The organism is Sphingomonas turrisvirgatae, assembly GCF_001721295.1.
GTDB classification, from domain to species: Bacteria; Pseudomonadota; Alphaproteobacteria; order Sphingomonadales; family Sphingomonadaceae; genus Sphingomonas; species Sphingomonas turrisvirgatae.
This window is the reverse complement of sequence record NZ_MDDS01000068.1, coordinates 73,653-88,509: the sequence shown is the minus strand read 5'-3', so window position 1 is coordinate 88,509 and position 14,857 is coordinate 73,653. Positions and strand designations below refer to the sequence as shown.

The 14,857-nt window shown below is 65.7% G+C and carries 16 protein-coding genes; 7 read left to right on the top strand and 9 right to left on the bottom strand.

From position 1 onward, the window contains the following. Positions 1–14 precede the first annotated feature (14 nt). From BFL28_RS21020 to BFL28_RS20370, 3 genes are all read left to right on the top strand, one after another. The gene (locus tag BFL28_RS21020) at positions 15–686 is read left to right on the top strand and encodes a CatB-related O-acetyltransferase (RefSeq protein ID WP_173655788.1); all 672 of its coding nucleotides are present in this window, start codon (positions 15–17) and stop codon (positions 684–686) included. Positions 687–756: 70 nt separating this feature from the next. Further along, positions 757–1,206 carry an acyltransferase family protein gene (locus tag BFL28_RS21015; protein WP_069321727.1) on the top strand — a complete coding sequence of 150 codons (450 nt, stop codon included), beginning with the start codon at positions 757–759 and terminating at the stop codon, positions 1,204–1,206. A gap of 18 nt (positions 1,207–1,224) precedes the next feature. Further along, a complete protein-coding gene (locus tag BFL28_RS20370) occupies positions 1,225–2,865 on the top strand; it encodes an acyltransferase family protein (RefSeq protein WP_079247247.1) in 1,641 nt (546 codons plus the stop codon). Here the strand turns inward: BFL28_RS20370 and BFL28_RS21205 are convergent. Next, positions 2,856–3,164, bottom strand: a complete 309-nt coding sequence (locus BFL28_RS21205; protein WP_173655787.1) for a hypothetical protein — start codon at positions 3,162–3,164, stop codon at positions 2,856–2,858. The two genes, BFL28_RS20370 and BFL28_RS21205, sit on opposite strands and share 10 nt — an antisense overlap. Here BFL28_RS21205 and BFL28_RS17115 point away from each other — a divergent pair. Further along, a complete protein-coding gene (locus tag BFL28_RS17115) occupies positions 3,154–4,095 on the top strand; it encodes a glycoside hydrolase family 5 protein (protein WP_241527379.1) in 942 nt (313 codons plus the stop codon). The two genes, BFL28_RS21205 and BFL28_RS17115, sit on opposite strands and share 11 nt — an antisense overlap. Then, positions 4,092–4,394: a hypothetical protein gene (locus tag BFL28_RS17110; RefSeq protein WP_131818681.1), complete on the top strand. Its 303-nt coding sequence runs from the start codon at positions 4,092–4,094 to the stop codon at positions 4,392–4,394. The genes BFL28_RS17115 and BFL28_RS17110 overlap by 4 nt, the downstream gene beginning before the upstream one ends. Before the next feature lie 54 nt (positions 4,395–4,448). On the opposite strand, the gene BFL28_RS17105 is transcribed toward BFL28_RS17110, so the two are convergent. Beyond that, positions 4,449–5,768, bottom strand: a complete 1,320-nt coding sequence (locus BFL28_RS17105) for a UDP-glucose dehydrogenase family protein (protein ID WP_069321725.1) — start codon at positions 5,766–5,768, stop codon at positions 4,449–4,451. 170 nt (positions 5,769–5,938) lie between these two features. Between BFL28_RS17105 and galU the strand changes: the two genes are divergently transcribed. Next, complete coding sequence (gene galU, locus BFL28_RS17100) at positions 5,939–6,808, top strand: UTP--glucose-1-phosphate uridylyltransferase GalU (protein ID WP_069321724.1); 870 nt, start codon at positions 5,939–5,941, stop codon at positions 6,806–6,808. A 1-nt stretch (position 6,809) separates the two neighbouring features. Here galU and BFL28_RS17095 read toward each other — a convergent pair whose 3' ends face one another. The 4 genes from BFL28_RS17095 to BFL28_RS17080 are packed head-to-tail and all read right to left on the bottom strand — an operon-like array spanning position 6,810 to position 11,177. After that, positions 6,810–8,183, bottom strand: coding sequence for a Coenzyme F420 hydrogenase/dehydrogenase, beta subunit C-terminal domain (locus tag BFL28_RS17095; RefSeq protein WP_241527378.1), 1,374 nt, complete (start codon positions 8,181–8,183; stop codon positions 6,810–6,812). After that, positions 8,176–9,228 carry a polysaccharide pyruvyl transferase family protein gene (locus BFL28_RS17090; protein WP_069321722.1) on the bottom strand — a complete coding sequence of 351 codons (1,053 nt, stop codon included), beginning with the start codon at positions 9,226–9,228 and terminating at the stop codon, positions 8,176–8,178. The genes BFL28_RS17095 and BFL28_RS17090 overlap by 8 nt, the downstream gene beginning before the upstream one ends. Positions 9,229–9,231: 3 nt before the next feature. Continuing rightward, positions 9,232–10,206 carry a Gfo/Idh/MocA family protein gene (locus tag BFL28_RS17085; protein WP_069321721.1) on the bottom strand — a complete coding sequence of 325 codons (975 nt, stop codon included), beginning with the start codon at positions 10,204–10,206 and terminating at the stop codon, positions 9,232–9,234. Beyond that, positions 10,203–11,177 (bottom strand): MDR/zinc-dependent alcohol dehydrogenase-like family protein, encoded by a 975-nt coding sequence (locus BFL28_RS17080; protein WP_241527377.1) that lies wholly within the window; start codon positions 11,175–11,177, stop codon positions 10,203–10,205. The genes BFL28_RS17085 and BFL28_RS17080 overlap by 4 nt, the downstream gene beginning before the upstream one ends. A 41-nt stretch (positions 11,178–11,218) precedes the next feature. On the opposite strand from BFL28_RS17080, the gene BFL28_RS17075 reads away from it, so the two are divergent. Then, positions 11,219–11,749, top strand: coding sequence for a DUF1003 domain-containing protein (locus tag BFL28_RS17075; RefSeq protein ID WP_069321805.1), 531 nt, complete (start codon positions 11,219–11,221; stop codon positions 11,747–11,749). Here the strand turns inward: BFL28_RS17075 and BFL28_RS17070 are convergent. The 3 genes from BFL28_RS17070 to BFL28_RS17060 are packed head-to-tail and all read right to left on the bottom strand — an operon-like array spanning position 11,746 to position 14,674. After that, positions 11,746–12,852, bottom strand: coding sequence for an inositol-3-phosphate synthase (locus tag BFL28_RS17070; RefSeq protein WP_069321720.1), 1,107 nt, complete (start codon positions 12,850–12,852; stop codon positions 11,746–11,748). The two genes, BFL28_RS17075 and BFL28_RS17070, sit on opposite strands and share 4 nt — an antisense overlap. Beyond that, positions 12,852–13,859: a glycoside hydrolase 5 family protein gene (locus tag BFL28_RS17065; RefSeq protein ID WP_069321719.1), complete on the bottom strand. Its 1,008-nt coding sequence runs from the start codon at positions 13,857–13,859 to the stop codon at positions 12,852–12,854. The genes BFL28_RS17070 and BFL28_RS17065 overlap by 1 nt, the downstream gene beginning before the upstream one ends. Further along, the gene (locus BFL28_RS17060) at positions 13,856–14,674 is read right to left on the bottom strand and encodes a TIGR04290 family methyltransferase (RefSeq protein WP_241527376.1); all 819 of its coding nucleotides are present in this window, start codon (positions 14,672–14,674) and stop codon (positions 13,856–13,858) included. Before BFL28_RS17060 ends, BFL28_RS17065 begins: the two co-directional genes overlap by 4 nt. Positions 14,675–14,857: the final 183 nt, after the last annotated feature.

Genomic DNA, 14,857 nt, shown 5'->3' with positions numbered 1-14,857 from the left:
GAGGGGTAGATCGGATGAGCGGGATGCGTACGGCTTTGCTTGAACGTCTGTATCCCGGACGCGCACATGGCCTGTTCAAGCGGCTTGTCCGACGTTGGGAGGGCGGCGAGATGCGGTCGTCGACCCTGCGTCGTATGCTGTTGAAACATCATGGCGTTGAAGTCGGCGACTATTCCTATGGCCCGATCCTGGATCGTGGCCGCATGCCGCCGGGCACGGTGATCGGACGCTGGTGCTCGGTCGGACAGGAGCTGATCGTCCGCCGCCGCAATCACCCGATCGAGCGCGCGACTCAGCATCCCTTCTTCTACAACGCCAAACTGGGCATGGTGCCAGTCGATACCATCCCGCTCGACCGCGAAAACCCGCTGGTCATCGGCCACGATGTCTGGATTGGTGATCGCGTGACGATCCTCAGCGAATGTCACCGGGTCGGCAATGGCGCAGTGCTGGCCGCCGGCGCGATCGTGACGCGCGATGTGCCGCCCTACACGATCGTCGGCGGCGTCCCGGCCCAGGTGCTACGCAAACGGTTTTCGCCCGAAGTGCAGGCCATTCTGGAAGACTCGCGATGGTGGGAACTCGATCTGGCCGCCCTGTCCACGATCAAGCCGATGCTGCTCGAACCGCTCGATGTCGCGCACGCGACGCAATTCGCTCAGGTGTGCCAGGGCCTGCGCGGCTGAGCGCGACCGTCCCGTTTCGGGCGACCGGCCGTGTTGGTCGCGCGCAACTCGATTGACTCGCCATGCCCCGGTGAATGTGATCGCGGCCAGGGGGGGGTGGGCGGGGACAACGACCGACACGCAGCATCGCTTTCCCGTGCTCGACGGCATGCGCGGCGTCGCCGCGTTGATCGTGATGGCGATGCACGCCGCCTTTCTGTTCCCGCTCGCCGCCGTCGCGGTCGATCTATTCTTCGGACTCAGCGGCTTCGTCCTTGCCTATAGCTATGCCGACCGGCTGGGCAGCTGGACGCAGCGCAAGCAGTTCATGATCGCCCGGCTGATCCGGTTCGAACCGCTATGGCTGGTCGGGTGTGCGATGACGATCCCGGCGGGCATCGGCATGGCATGGTTCGGCTGGTCAGACTGGGGCTGGACGATGCTCGCCATCTCGATCGTCACCGCGCCCCTGTTTCTGATCCTGCCCTATTTCGGCACCTCGATCCCGCTCAACCCGCCGGGCTGGTCGCTGACGTTCTAGCTGATCGCGAATGCCGTGATGACCGTGGTCGGCGCGGGGCCGCGGGTGGCGCTGGCGATGATCGCCATTTCGGGACCGGTCCTGCTCTATGGCATCCGGACCTGGGAAGGGGACATGACCGGGTGGTTCGGCTTCTGGTATTGTTTCCCGCGGGTCTTCTTCTCCTTCTTCCTCGGCGTGCTGCTGCAATGGCTGTGGCGCAACGGCAAGCTGCCCCGCCCCTCGCTCCCCGCGCTGGTCGTGCTGATCGCGACCGCGCTGGTCTGCGGCGCCTATACCGACTGGGCGCGCACCTTCTGCGCCGCCGCCGTCTTCCTGTTCAACCCGCTGCTCCTGTGGTTCGGCGCATCGAGCGTGGCGCGCGGGCGTCTGGCCGCCGCCTGCGAATGGATGGGATCGATCTCCTATGGCGTCTATGTGCTGCACGCGCCGCTGATCTTCTCGTTCGAGGGACTGAACTTCCTGATCAAGGGCGCCGACGCTCGCAACTATCAACAGACCGGCACCGTGGGATGGATCGTCATCCCGCTCACCATCCTGCTGGCGCATATCCTGACCAAGCGGTTCGACATCCCGGCGCGGGCATGGCTGAAGCGGCGGTTCCTGGCTCGACCCGCGCAGCCCGCCCGCGCCAGCCAGCCGGGCCGCTATGCCCGCTGGCCGCAACTGGACGGCCTGCGTGCCTTTGCCGTGTTCGGCGTATTCTACACGCACTTCGTCCAGGACGGCACGATGTGGGGCCATGCCGGGGTGCGACTGTTCTTCGTCCTGTCCGGCTTCCTCATCACCGGCATCCTGCTGCGCGGCCGCGATGCGCGAGACGAGGGCGCGGGGCACCCCATCCGCAATTTCTATATCCGCCGCGCATTAAGGCTGTGGCCGGCCTATTATCTGCTGATCGGCGTCGCGCTGGCCGCCAACTGGCTCGACATGCGCGACTATGCCTGGTGGCATCTGCTCTATCTGTCGAACATCTTGGTCGCGATCAAGAACAGCTGGGAAGTGCCTTGGATCACGGCGCATCTGTGGACGCTGTCGGTCGAAGAGCAATTCTACCTCGTCTGGCCGCTGGTCATGCTGTTGCTGCCGCGCCGCGCGCTTGACTTGGCTTGCGCGGTCGCAATTCTGATCGCGGTGATTGGTCGGGTGGTGATACCCTGGCAGCTGCTGGCCTACACGACCGTGCCGACCAACTCGCTTGACGCGCTCGCAGGCGGTGGGCTGCTCGCCCTCCTGCATCACCGACGCGGCATCCCCGGCTGGTTTCCGGCGATCGGCCTCGCCGCCGGGGCCGGCATCATCGTCGCCCTGGTGACAGGGTCGCTGCTTGGCACTCACGTTGCCGAGGTTCTGACCGTCCCGCTGTTCGCCGCGCTGATCGCGCTGGCAATTCGCAAATATCGCGGCCCGTTGCGCTGGGTGCTCGCGAACCCGATCATCGGCTACCTCGGCCGGGTGAGCTATGGTGCCTATCTCTTTCACCTGTTCGTCATGGGCTTCATGTTCACGGTGCTGGCCCCGCGCTTCGGTCTGTTCCAGTCGCGCGGCTGGCCGCTGTTCATGGCGGGTGCCGCAATCACCTATGCGCTGGCGACCCTGTCCTGGTTCCTGGTCGAGCGGCCGCTCAATCGACTGAAGGACCGCTTCGCCTACCCGTGACGTCCGCAGTTGCGGCGCGGCGTGTTCGCAGGCACAACCGCTGGCACCGGTGCAGGAGGGCGTGAGTTGCGAGGCAAGCTGTCGTCATTGTCCCTCGGCGCGAGCATGATCCTGCTCACGCTCACCGGTTGCGGTGGATCCGGCTCGTCGGACGGCAGTGGCGGCGGCGTGATCGTCGCACCGACACCGACGCCAGCGCCCAGTCCCTCACCCTCGCCATCCCCCTCACCGTCGCCGTCACCCTCGCCCACCCCTTCGGCGATCGGTGGATTCACGCCGACCGCAGCGGTGGAACCCACCACTGGCATCCGGCTTAAGGTTGGCAAGTGCATCAACCTGGGCAATCATCTCGAGACGCCGGACGGCATCGACTGGGGCCGGGCGCTGGTCGCCGCCGATTTCACGATCATCCGGGATGCCGGCTTCCGCACCGTGCGCATCCCCGTGCGATGGTCGGCGCATGCCCAGACCACCGCGCCCTACACGATCGACGCGGCCTGGATGGCAAAGGTTCAGGGGATTATCGGCTGGGCGAATGCAGCGGGGCTCAATGTCATCCTCGACATGCATCATTACGAGGAGCTGAATACCAGCCCCGCGACACAGGCAGCCCGCTTTACCGAAATGTGGCGTCAGATCGGAGCCGCCTTCAGCAGTGCGCCGTCGAGCATCTGGTTCGAGCTGATTAACGAACCCAACCTGTCGTTGAACGACACCAACCTCGTCAGCATCCTGACGCCCGCACTGGCCGCGATCCGCACGACCAACCCGACGCGCCCGGTGATCGTCGCCGGCCAGAACACCAGTGGCGTTAACAGCCTTGCCACGCTGGCGATGCCGAGCGACCCCTATATCGTGCCGACGTTCCACGACTATGATCCGGTCGCTTTCACGCATCAGGGGGCGACCTGGATCGGCACGCTCTGGCCGATCGGCCGCACGTTCGGCAGCGCGACCGACGTCACGCAGATCAGGAGCAATCTCGACAAGGTGCGCGCCTATATCGCCCGCACCGGTCGCGTGCCGTTCATGGGCGAGTATGGCGCGATCGACCTGACCGAAGTGCCGCTGAGCGAGCGCGTCAAATATTATGACACGGTCAGCGCGGCCTATGCCTCTATCGGCATTCAAAGCTGTGCCTGGGCTTATACGAACACCTTCCGCCTGCGCGAAGGCAATGCGTGGCTGCCGGGCATGCTTGAGGCGGTGCGGACCACGACCACGCAGTGAGCGTGTGGCGCGGCCGTCTGGCCACTGCACTGATCGTGGGGCTGACGGCCGGTGCTGCCCGGGCGTTGCTGCCGGACGTGAAGACCCGACTTCAGCTGTTTGTTGCCCTCGCCCTTGCCGCCTTGTTCGAGCTGTTGCTGCGTCGCCTGCTGGGACAGCGTCCCAGCATCGCTGGTTTCCTGCTCAACGTGCTAGCGATCATCATCGCGATGGTGGCCATAAAGATCGCGATCGACGGCCGCCCGCACTATCCGCACTGGCTGCTGCACCTAGCCGGCATGATCGGGATCACGCTCTAGACCGCGCCGCGCACGGATGCGTTTCCGCATCCTGCACGCGTCGCGCCGGCCGGTTCAGAGCCCCGTGCGGCCCTTGCCGATGCCGACCAGTTCGAAGCCCGCGCTGCGCACCTCGTCGCTCGGGTAGATGTTGCGCAGGTCGACCAGCAGCGGCCGATTGAGCAGTCCCTTCATACGGCCAAGGTCGAGCGCGCGGAATTCGTCCCATTCGGTGACGATCACCAGCGCGTCGGCACCCTCCGCTGCAGCATAGGGGTTCTTCGAGAATTCGACATCGCTCAGCATCTTGCTGGCCTGTTCGACGCCTTCAGGGTCATAGGCCTTCACGACCGCGCCGGCATCCTGCAGCGTCTGGATGACCGCGATCGAGGGCGCATCGCGCATGTCGTCGGTATTGGGCTTGAAGGTCAGGCCCAAGATCGCGACGGTCTTGCCACGCACGTCGCCGCCCATCGCCTTGATGACCTTGCGCCCCATCGCGCGCTTGCGGCTGTCGTTCACCTGCACCGTCGCCTCGACGATGCGCAGCGGCGATTCATGGTCGTCGGCGGTCTTCATCAACGCCAGCGTGTCCTTGGGGAAGCACGATCCACCATAGCCGGGGCCCGCGTTCAGGAACTTGCGCCCGATGCGATTGTCCATGCCGATGCCGCGCGACACTTCCTGCACGTCGGCGCCGACCGCTTCGCACAGGTCCGCGATCTCGTTGATGAAAGTGATCTTGACCGCCAGGAAGGCGTTGGCGGCATATTTGATGAGCTCGGCCGTGCGACGGCCGGTGAACATGACCGGCGCCGACTGGTTGAGCGACAGGGGGCGATAAATGCCGCGCAGCACGTCGCTCGCGGCCTCGTCCTCGCTGCCCACCACCACTCGATCGGGCCGCTTGAAATCCTCGATCGCCGCGCCTTCGCGCAGAAATTCGGGATTGGATACGACCTTGATGCCCTTGTCCGGCGCAACGCGCGCAATGATCCGCTCGACCTCGTCGCCGGTGCCGACGGGCACGGTCGACTTGGTGACGATGACGGTCGGGCCCTCGACCGCACCGGCGATCTCTTCGGCCGCGGCGAAGACGTAAGACAGGTCGGCATGTCCGTCACCGCGCCGGCTGGGCGTTCCGACCGCGATGAACACTGCGTCCGCGCCCTTGACGCCTTCGACCAGATCGGTGGTGAACGACAGGCGTCCGGCCTTGACGTTGCTCGACACCAGTTCGGCCAGGCCCGGCTCATAGATCGGCATCACATTCTGATGCAGCAGCTCGATCTTGCGCGCGTCCTTGTCGACGCACACCACGTCATGGCCAAAGTCGGAGAAGCACGCGCCTGATACCAGGCCGACATAACCGGTACCGATCATCGCGATGCGCATTTGGGTTTCTCCTCGGCGTTAACAGTGGCGACGTCTTACAGACACGCGGCCATCGGCTCGATAGGCAAATCATGTTGCGGCGCAACATCTAAATGTGAGACAGGGCGGACGAATTTCACCGTTTTTAATCGCATCGACACGACTAAACGCCTTCCTGGAGGGAGACCATCGTGACCATCAAGCCAGTTCGTAAAGCCGTGTTCCCCGTCGCCGGTCTCGGCACGCGATTCCTGCCGGCGACCAAGTCGATGCCCAAGGAGATGCTGACGGTCGTCGACAAGCCGCTGATTCAATATGCGGTCGAGGAAGCGCTGGAAGCGGGAATCGAACAGATCATCTTCGTCACCGGTCGCGGCAAGGGCGCGCTCGAGGATCATTTCGACATCTCCTACGAACTCGAAGCGACGATGAAGGCGCGCGGCAAGAGCCTGGCGCTGATCGAAGGCATCCGGCAAAAGCCCGGCTCGCCCGTCTATGTCCGCCAGCAGGAACCGCTGGGCCTTGGCCATGCGGTGTGGTGCGCGCGCGAGATCGTGGGCGACGAGCCCTTTGCCGTGCTGCTGCCGGACGAGCTGATGGTCGGCACCCCCAACTTCATGAAGCAGATGGTCCAGGCGTATGAACAGGTCGGCGGCAACGTCATTGGCGCGCTCGAAGTGCCGGACAGCGAAACCGACAAATACGGCATCATCACACCGGGCAAGCGCGACGGCAAGCTGACCGAAGTGACCGCGCTGGTCGAAAAGCCGGCCGCCGGCACCGCGCCGTCGAACCTGATGATCCCCGGCCGCTACATCCTCCAGCCCGAAGTCATGAAGATCCTCGACAATCCGGTGAAGGGTGCGGGCGGCGAAATCCAGTTGACCGACGCGATGGCGCAGCTGATCGGCAATCAGCCGTTCCATGGCTGCACGTTCGAGGGCCAGCGCTACGACTGTGGCGACAAGGCCGGCTACATCCAGGCCAACCTCGCGCTGGCGCTTGCTCGCGACGATATCGGCCCAGCCGTGCGCGAATTCGCACGCGGGCTGATCGGCTGAGTCACCAGCTGTTGCGGTCATCGTCGCTCAGCCGGCCGACCAGCCGGCCGAGCGGCCCGCGCAAATAGGCGAGCGCGCCGTAGAGGCCGAGCGCCAGCCGCGCCCAGCTAAGGTACAGCCTTGGCCAGTGCAATGCGCGCGCCGTCGCGAACAGGCGGTGGCTACCCGAACTGATCCGCCGCCGCGTGCGATAGATCAGCTTGCGGCGCAGCGGCAGCGCCTCGCCGCCCGGCGCCACGCGCTTGCGCAGCGGCAGCCGCGGCGGGGCGAACCGCAGGCGGTAGGCCAGGCCGTCGCGGCGCTGCCGCAAGCCTGCCGCCTGGGTATTCGCAATGAAATCGGCATCGACCGGATCGAGCGTCAGCCGCCGCTCGCCGATCGCTTCGGCGACGATCCGCTGCACTTCGGGCGAGCGCACGATAACGACATTGGTGCCCCGTCCATCCGACGAATAGGGTTCGACCCACGCGTCGCCAAACGCAATATCGGCCGTCTCGCCCATCACATCGTCGCAATAGTTGCACGCGTTGTTCTGGAAAAATCCGGCGCCCCAGTCGCCATCGGCAAGGTGCATCCAGTCCTGCCAGCGCGCGCTGCCATCGGCCAGGGTCAGGTGGGCGGTATACCAGTTGGCCGGCCGGTCGGGGTTCTTCTGCCGGTATTCGACCGCGCGCACCTGATCCATCGGCGCATTCAGCTGCCAGGCAAAGCTCTCGACAAGGCGGGCGCTCTTCATGTGGCCGCAGAACAAGCCCAGCGTGAATGCCACCCGCTCCGCGATCACGCTGTCCACGTCGCGCAGCAGGTTCGTCGCCTTGATGAAGCACGGCACACCGACGATCGCATAGCGGCCCGGCACGGCCCGTATCTCGTCGAACACCGCTGAGAGTTCCACCGGGTAATAGCGCGAGCGTGCCCCCTCGCCGATCTCGTCCACGCTGCGCGAGATACGATAGCGGAAAAAGCGGTCCCCCCGCGTCGGATCGACCGGCACGACATGCGCGACGCCATCGATCAGCCCGCGCCGCAGCAGCTCTGCCGCCACCCAGCTGACCATCCCGCCCGAACTGCCGCCGGCGCGATACTCGCCTTCCGCGACATGGCCGACATAGGCCGCTTCGAAGCTGCCGATACGCTCGTCACGCCTTGCCGGCGCAGGAAACCGTTCGGCGGCGATCGCGTCCTCGTTTCGCGCGTCGGGCGAAAACGGGCAAAACTGGTCGAAGGCGGGCACGGCATTCCCGGCCCAATCGTCCGCAGGCTTGAGCTGCCCGAACCTGTCCCAGGCCAGCGCGCCCTGCCCCGCGCCACAGGCGCCGCAGCCGATGCACAGGCCGGCCTGGGCAACATCGCGCGGCGTGAGCGGTTCAGCCAAGCGCCGTCGCCAGGAACGCGCCGGACTGCTCACGCAATTGAGCGATCCGTCCGGCGATTTCGAGATCGAGCGGCGCGTCGAGCAACGCCGAATAATCCCCCGCTTCCGTCGTTGCATCGACCAGATGTCGCGCCGCGCCAAGCTTGTCGGTCAGGTCGCGCAGCTTGTTGCGGCGATAGTCGGACACGGCGCAGACGAACGGCCGCCCAAAGCGCAGCGCGAACACGCAGCCATGGAAGAAGTTGGTCGTCACCGCCGCCGCTCCGGCGATCTGCGCCGGGAATGCTTCCGGGGCGAGATCGATCACCGACTCGTCTGCCCAATCGTTGCGATAGCCGATGCTCACCAGCCGCAGCCCGCGCTGGCTCGCCCACGCGCGCACATTGCCCACGAACCAATCGGGAAAACCATGGCCATAGACCGCGACATGGCCGCCGCGCGCACCCGCCTCCGGCTCGGCCGGCGGAAATTGCAGCACGGGATCGAGCACCACGGTCGGGTCGCGCCCCGTGCTCGCCTGCACCAGCTCGCGGCTGTTTGCATCGCGGACCGAGATCGCGTCGAACCGGGCAAGCTTCGCCGCCCAATCCGGGTGGATGCCACGCGCCGCATCGTGGCTACCGAAGCTCGCGGCATAGGCGATGCGGCGCCCTGCCGGCAGGAAATCGCCGAAAAAGGCTGGCTTCCATCCGTACCAGGGATGGCTGAAGTTCCACACTTCGTCGCTGCCGATGACGATCGCGTCCTGCGGCTCTGCGCGCCACGGCTCGTTCAGATCAAAGCGTGGGGTTTGCGGCAAGGCGTCGAACGCTGCCAGGAACCGCCTCGCCTTTGCGCCATAACCCGCGATGTCGTTCCGCGTCGTGCGCACCGGCAGGCGCGGCTGAAACGCGTTGCGCCACTCCGCGCGGCGCGCCGTCACGTCATCATGGTCGAGCAACCGCGCGTCATGCCCCATCCCACGCAGCCCCTCGACCAGGCACCGCGCCTGCCAATAGGAGCCGTAGTTGATGCAGCGGTGAAAGGTGAGGACGCCGACCTTCACCCCTCAGCGTCCATAGATGCGGTCCAGCACCTGCGCCGAGCGGACGAATTGCTCGGCCGTGGCATCAAAGCCCGGCGCATGCGCAAGCTGCTGCGCCCAGCCGGCGGCGGCGCGCCCGCCCCATTCGTCGGGCGGGTCGGAAAGGCGCGCCGCTACCGTCCCGTCGAACCGCTCGGCCGTGAAGTCGTAGAAGGAGCCGGCGACATTGCGCAGCGCAGCGCCGCCGCCCGTGCCGTAAAAGGCTGCCTCGATCACCGCCTCGCGCCCGGCATGCAGCCGCCACGAACAGGCCAGCCGCACCTGCACGTCGCCGGCGCTGAACTGCGCGACCGCATAATCCTCGACCTCGCCGGCCCGCAGCGGCGCGCCGCCCTTCAGCAATCGAGCATCGACGTCGTGCACGGCGGGAAAGCCCAGCGTCCACAGCGCGAGGTCCACCAGATGAACGCCCAGATCGACCACGCACCCGCCACCCGACTGGACGGGATCATAGAACCACGGCTTGTCCGGGCCATAAGCGTTGTGAAAGGTCAGATCGATCGCGAACAGCTGCCCCAGCGCACCGCCGTGCACCAGCTCGGCAATCTCGCACATTGCGGCAGTGTGGCGATAGGAGAGATCGACGCCGAGCAGCCGGTCGGCCGCGCGGGCCGCCGCCACCACCGCGCGCGTTTCATCCGCGGTACGGCCGAGCGGCTTCTGGCAGAACACCGCCTTGCCCGCTTCGAACGCCTGGATCGACTGCACGGCATGCAGCGCGCTGGGCGTCGCAATGACGACCCCGTCCAGCTCCAGCGCGAGCAGGTCTTCGAACGTCGCGACCTGCCGCGCACCGGGCGCGAGCTTCAGCGCCTCGGCCGCGCAATCGGGCGAGGGATCGCACACCGCCACCGCTTCGATCGCGCCCGTGTCGATCATCGCCGCCATGCGATGCCGCCCGATCCATCCCGTGCCAAGAAAACCGATGCGAGGCTTCACGAGAACATCACCAGTGCCTTGACGAACCCCTGCGGCTTGTCGCGCGTCGCCGCCAGCGCTTCGCCCAGCTCGTCCAACGCGTACCGGTGCGAATAGAGCGGCGCCGGATCGATCCGGCCACTCGCCACGGCATCCACAGCCTCGCGCAGCCCCCGCATCTGCACGTGCGGATCGCGTTCGTGCGCACTGATCACGTCGATGCCCTTCCAGTTCCAATTCTGCATGTTCACCTGACGCGGCCCGTCCTGATGATAGCCGGCTACGACCAGCCTGCCGCCAAAACCGATCAACTCACCCGCCAGGTCGAGCGGCCATTGCTTGCCGACGCATTCGATCACGCGCTCGCACATCTGCTCGCTGGTCAGCGCCTTTACCGCGTCGATGATCGCCCAATGATCGTCCATCGGGATCGTCTCCGCGGCGCCATAGCGTCGCGCCAGATCGAGCGATTCCTGCCGGCGTGAGATGGCGATGACTCGGGCGCCGGCATCGCTCGCCAGCTTCGTCAGCACTGCGCCAAGAAAGCCGATGCCGATGATCGCCACCGTCTGCCCGGCACGGATGTCACTGCGGCGGAAGATGTTGAAGGCGCAGCCCAGCGGTTCGCCCGGAAAGGGCTGGCCGTCGAGCTGCGGCGGCAACTTGGCGACCCGGCCTGCATCGGCAACGTCATATTGCGCAAAGCTGCGCTCGCTCAGCGCCGCGACGCGATCGCCGGGCGCGATGTCGGCAACGCCCTGCCCCACGGCGTCGACCACGCCCCAGCCTTCATGGCCAAGCCCGCCCGGCGCACCAGGAAAGGTGGACCAGGGCTGCCCCTCCCATGGTTCGACGTTCGACGCGCACACGCCGCATCCTTCCAGCCGGATCCGCACCTGGCCGGGACCCGGCTCGGGCCGCTCCGCCTCGCCGATGTGGATCGCCGCCGGCCCCTCCAATATTGCCGCGCGCATCATTTTCCCCGCAACCATTTGTGCTCCAACGTCTTTTCCTGTTGATCGAGGAGGTTCGCATGGCACCTCAAGCGCCCGCGCAAATGGCTGACACGCTCAAGCAGAACATCGCCGCCCTGGCCGAGCGGGAGCGGATCGAACAAGCCCGCGCGCCGCTCAGCGAACGGATCGCGCGCCGCATCACCGCCTTCACCGGATCGATGACGTTCGTGGTGCTGCACCTCGTGGTCTACAGCCTGTGGATCTTCATCAACCTGGGCTGGTTGCCGATCATCCCCAAATTCGATCCCACCTTCGTCGTGCTGGCGATGGAGGCGTCGGTCGAGGCGATCTTCCTGTCCACCTTCGTCCTCATCACCCAGAACCGCATGGCCGCCGCGGCCGACCGCCGCGCTGCGCTCGACCTGCACGTCAATCTGCTGGCGGAGCATGAGCTCACCAAGGTCGCAGAGCTGGTACAGCGCATCGCCGAGCGGCTCGGCGTTCCCGCCGACGCGCCCGAGCTGCGGGAGGTCACCAAGGACGTGGAGCCGACGCAAGTGCTCGACGCGCTCGACCAGCGCCGGCGTGAAGAGGGGCTGGATCATTAGTTGGGCGCGATAAACGCTTCGAGTGCGGCATGTGCCTCGTCGTCGGTCATCTGCACTGGCGGATGTTTGCAGAACCAGGCGGCAGCCGGTAGCACCGGCCCGGCCAGCTTGCGGTCCTTCGCGATCTTGGCACAGCGGATCATGTCGATCGCGACGCCGGCGCTGTTCGGGCTGTCCTCCACGCTCAGGCGCAGTTCCAGGTTCATCGGCACGCCGCCGAACAGCTGCCCCTCCATGCGCAGGAAACACACCTTGTTGTCGTTCTGCCACGCGACATAGTCGCTGGGCCCGACATGGATGTTCTCGTCTTCGAGCCGCGCCTGCGCGACCGACTGCACGGCTTCGGTCTTCGACTCCTTCTTGGACGCAAGGCGCGTGCGGTTGAGCATGTTGAGGAAGTCGGTATTCCCGCCGGTGTTCAATTGATAAGTGCGGTCGAGCTTCACGCCGCGCTTCTTGAACAGGTCGGTCAGCACGCGGTGGACGATCGTCGCGCCCAGCTGCGCCTTGATATCGTCGCCGATGATCGGGACACCGGCGGCCTCGAACCGCGCCGCCCAGTCGGGGTTGCTGGCGATGAACACCGGAATGTTGTTGACGAAGGCGACCCCCGCCTCCAGCGCGCATTCGGCATAGAATTCGCTCGCTGCCTGGCTGCCGACGGGCAGGTAGTTCATCAGCACGTCTGCCTGACTTTCGCGCAGGACCGCCACCACCTCGTCCTTGCTCGGCTCGGCTTCGTCGGCGAGCAGGAAGGTGCGGTCGTCGGGATAGTCGGCCATGTGATCGGCCACACCGTCCAGCCGCTTGCCCATCCGCACCACTGCGCCCGTTTCTTCGACGCTGTCACAGAACACAGCGGTACAATTGGGCTTGGCGAAGATCGCCTGCGCCACGTCGCGCCCGACCTTGCGCCGGTCGACGTCCCATGCGGCAACCACGCGAATGTCGCTTGGATGATAGCCGCCGACTTCCTCGTGCATCAGGCCGATCGTGTCGTTCGCGCCGGCGCGATAATGCGACAGGCCCTGGACGAGCGAGCTGGCGCAATTGCCGATGCCGGCGATGGCGACGTTGATGCCGCGACGGTCTGGAGAAAGCATCAGGCGGCGCTCCGTTCGGCGGCGAGACGCTCGTCGCGGTTGAGGTACAGCGGGTTGAGTTCGGCAGCAGCGTGCTCGACGGGTGCGGCTGGCCGGACGATCTGCAGGCGGCTGTCGCCGGCCGGCGCATAGCGGTCGATCATCCAGGCACAGAAATCGGCGAACGCCTGCGGATCACGCGCGGGACTGGTGTGGTGCGGCTCGATGCCAAGATGCGCGGGCGTGAAGCAGAAGGTGACCGTGACGTCGAAGTCGGCCAGCGCCTCCATCTGCCGGTCGAACCAGTCGACCGCGCCCTCGCGGAAGCTGTCCGCCCAGCTAAGGCCGGTACGAATGTGTCGCGCGCCCAGGCGCTTCATCCACGCCACCGCCTCATCGAGCCGCGGATCGTGGAAGTGAAACCACTGCATCAGGCCGATCTCGGCGGCGTGCTGCGCATAGGTTTCAAGCGCTGGCTTCGGCGTGCCGTCCTCGCGGATCAGGCCGAGATAGAAGTGGCGGTAATAGGAACTGCCCTCCGCCTCGCGGTGCCGCGTCTCCGCGCCCCAGCTTTGCGGCAGGTCGAACAGCGAATACCAGAAGATGCGCTCGGCCTTGCCCTTCAGCAGCTGCGCCGTCCGGTCGAGACCGAACACCTGCACCTCTTCCGCGCCAAAGCTGCTGACGCCGACTTCGGTGACCCACACCGGCTTGTCGGTGACGGCCTTGATCTCGTCGATCTTGTCCGGCCAGGCGCTGAGCGGCCACAGGTTCCAGTCCAGCGGAAACCCATGCACCGCCACCACATCGACCGCTTCGAGCGCGCCATGGCCTTCGATGCGCTTCAGCCAGGCGGGATCGATGGGCGACATGCCGCCCAGCACGCGTGGCAGCGTCGGGTTGACGTCGCGGATCGCATTGCCGGCAAGCCGCACATGGTCGGCGAACATCGTCCAGTCGGGGTCGATTGCCGGATCCCAATGCGACTTGTTGTTGGGCTCGTTCCAGATCATCGCCGCTTCGATCACGCAGCGTCTCCTTTCGTCGGATAGACAGCGCGCGGGCCGAGCGCGGCATAGGGCACGTCGGCGACGCGGCAGAGATAGACATCGCCCTCGGGGTGCGCCTCAATGGTAAAGCCCGCCGCACGCAGCATGGCCTGGCTGCACGCCGCATTCGGTGCCCACCAATTGGTCCAGTCGCTTGCGAACTCGCGTTCGATGAAGTGCATCTTGGGATAGGCCGGATCGTCGAAATAGGGCGGCGGGGTCGTGGTGCCCGGCATGAAGAAGGGGTGATCGGCCGGCACGTCCATCACCTCGGACGATCCCTGCTGCATCGTCTGGAACAGCATCAGGTCGCCGGCGACATGCTCGCGGATCAGGTCGAGCGCCAGCAACGGGTGCCGCAGATGATAGAGCACGCCCATGAAGATCACGAGGTCGAACCGCTCGCCCAGCGCCGCGAGGTCATAGACCGACAGGTTGCGAAACTCGATGCCGGTGAAGCCCAGCGTTTCGCTCGCCAGCCGCGCCTGGTCGAGATAGCGATCGTCGCTGTCGATGCCGACGACGCGCGCCGCGCCGCGCCGCTTCATCTCGACCGAATAGAAGCCGGCGTTGCAACCGATGTCGAGAACCGACTTGCCGGTCAGATCGTCGGGAATGACATGCGCGAAGGTGGCGAATTTGAAGCTGGGATAGTCACCCAGGAAATGGTCGGGCGCGGTCGTCACGCCGTTGCCCAGATCGATATTGTGGAACCAGGGGCCCAATGCGTCGATCCGTTCTTGCAGCGATGCAGGCGACGGCGCGCGAAGGGGAATTGCGGCAGTTCGGCTCAACAGGCACCCCCTTTGGATGGGATCGCGCGATAGCCGGGGGGACCGACCATCGCATGGCAGACGGAGAAGTTCGTTTCGCCAACGAGCGGAAGGGATTGCTGTTCCCTAGCTTCTACTTAGCAGGTTCAATCCTTGATCCATGTTATACAGTTTCTTTGTTGCTGATAACATGGATCATGTTTG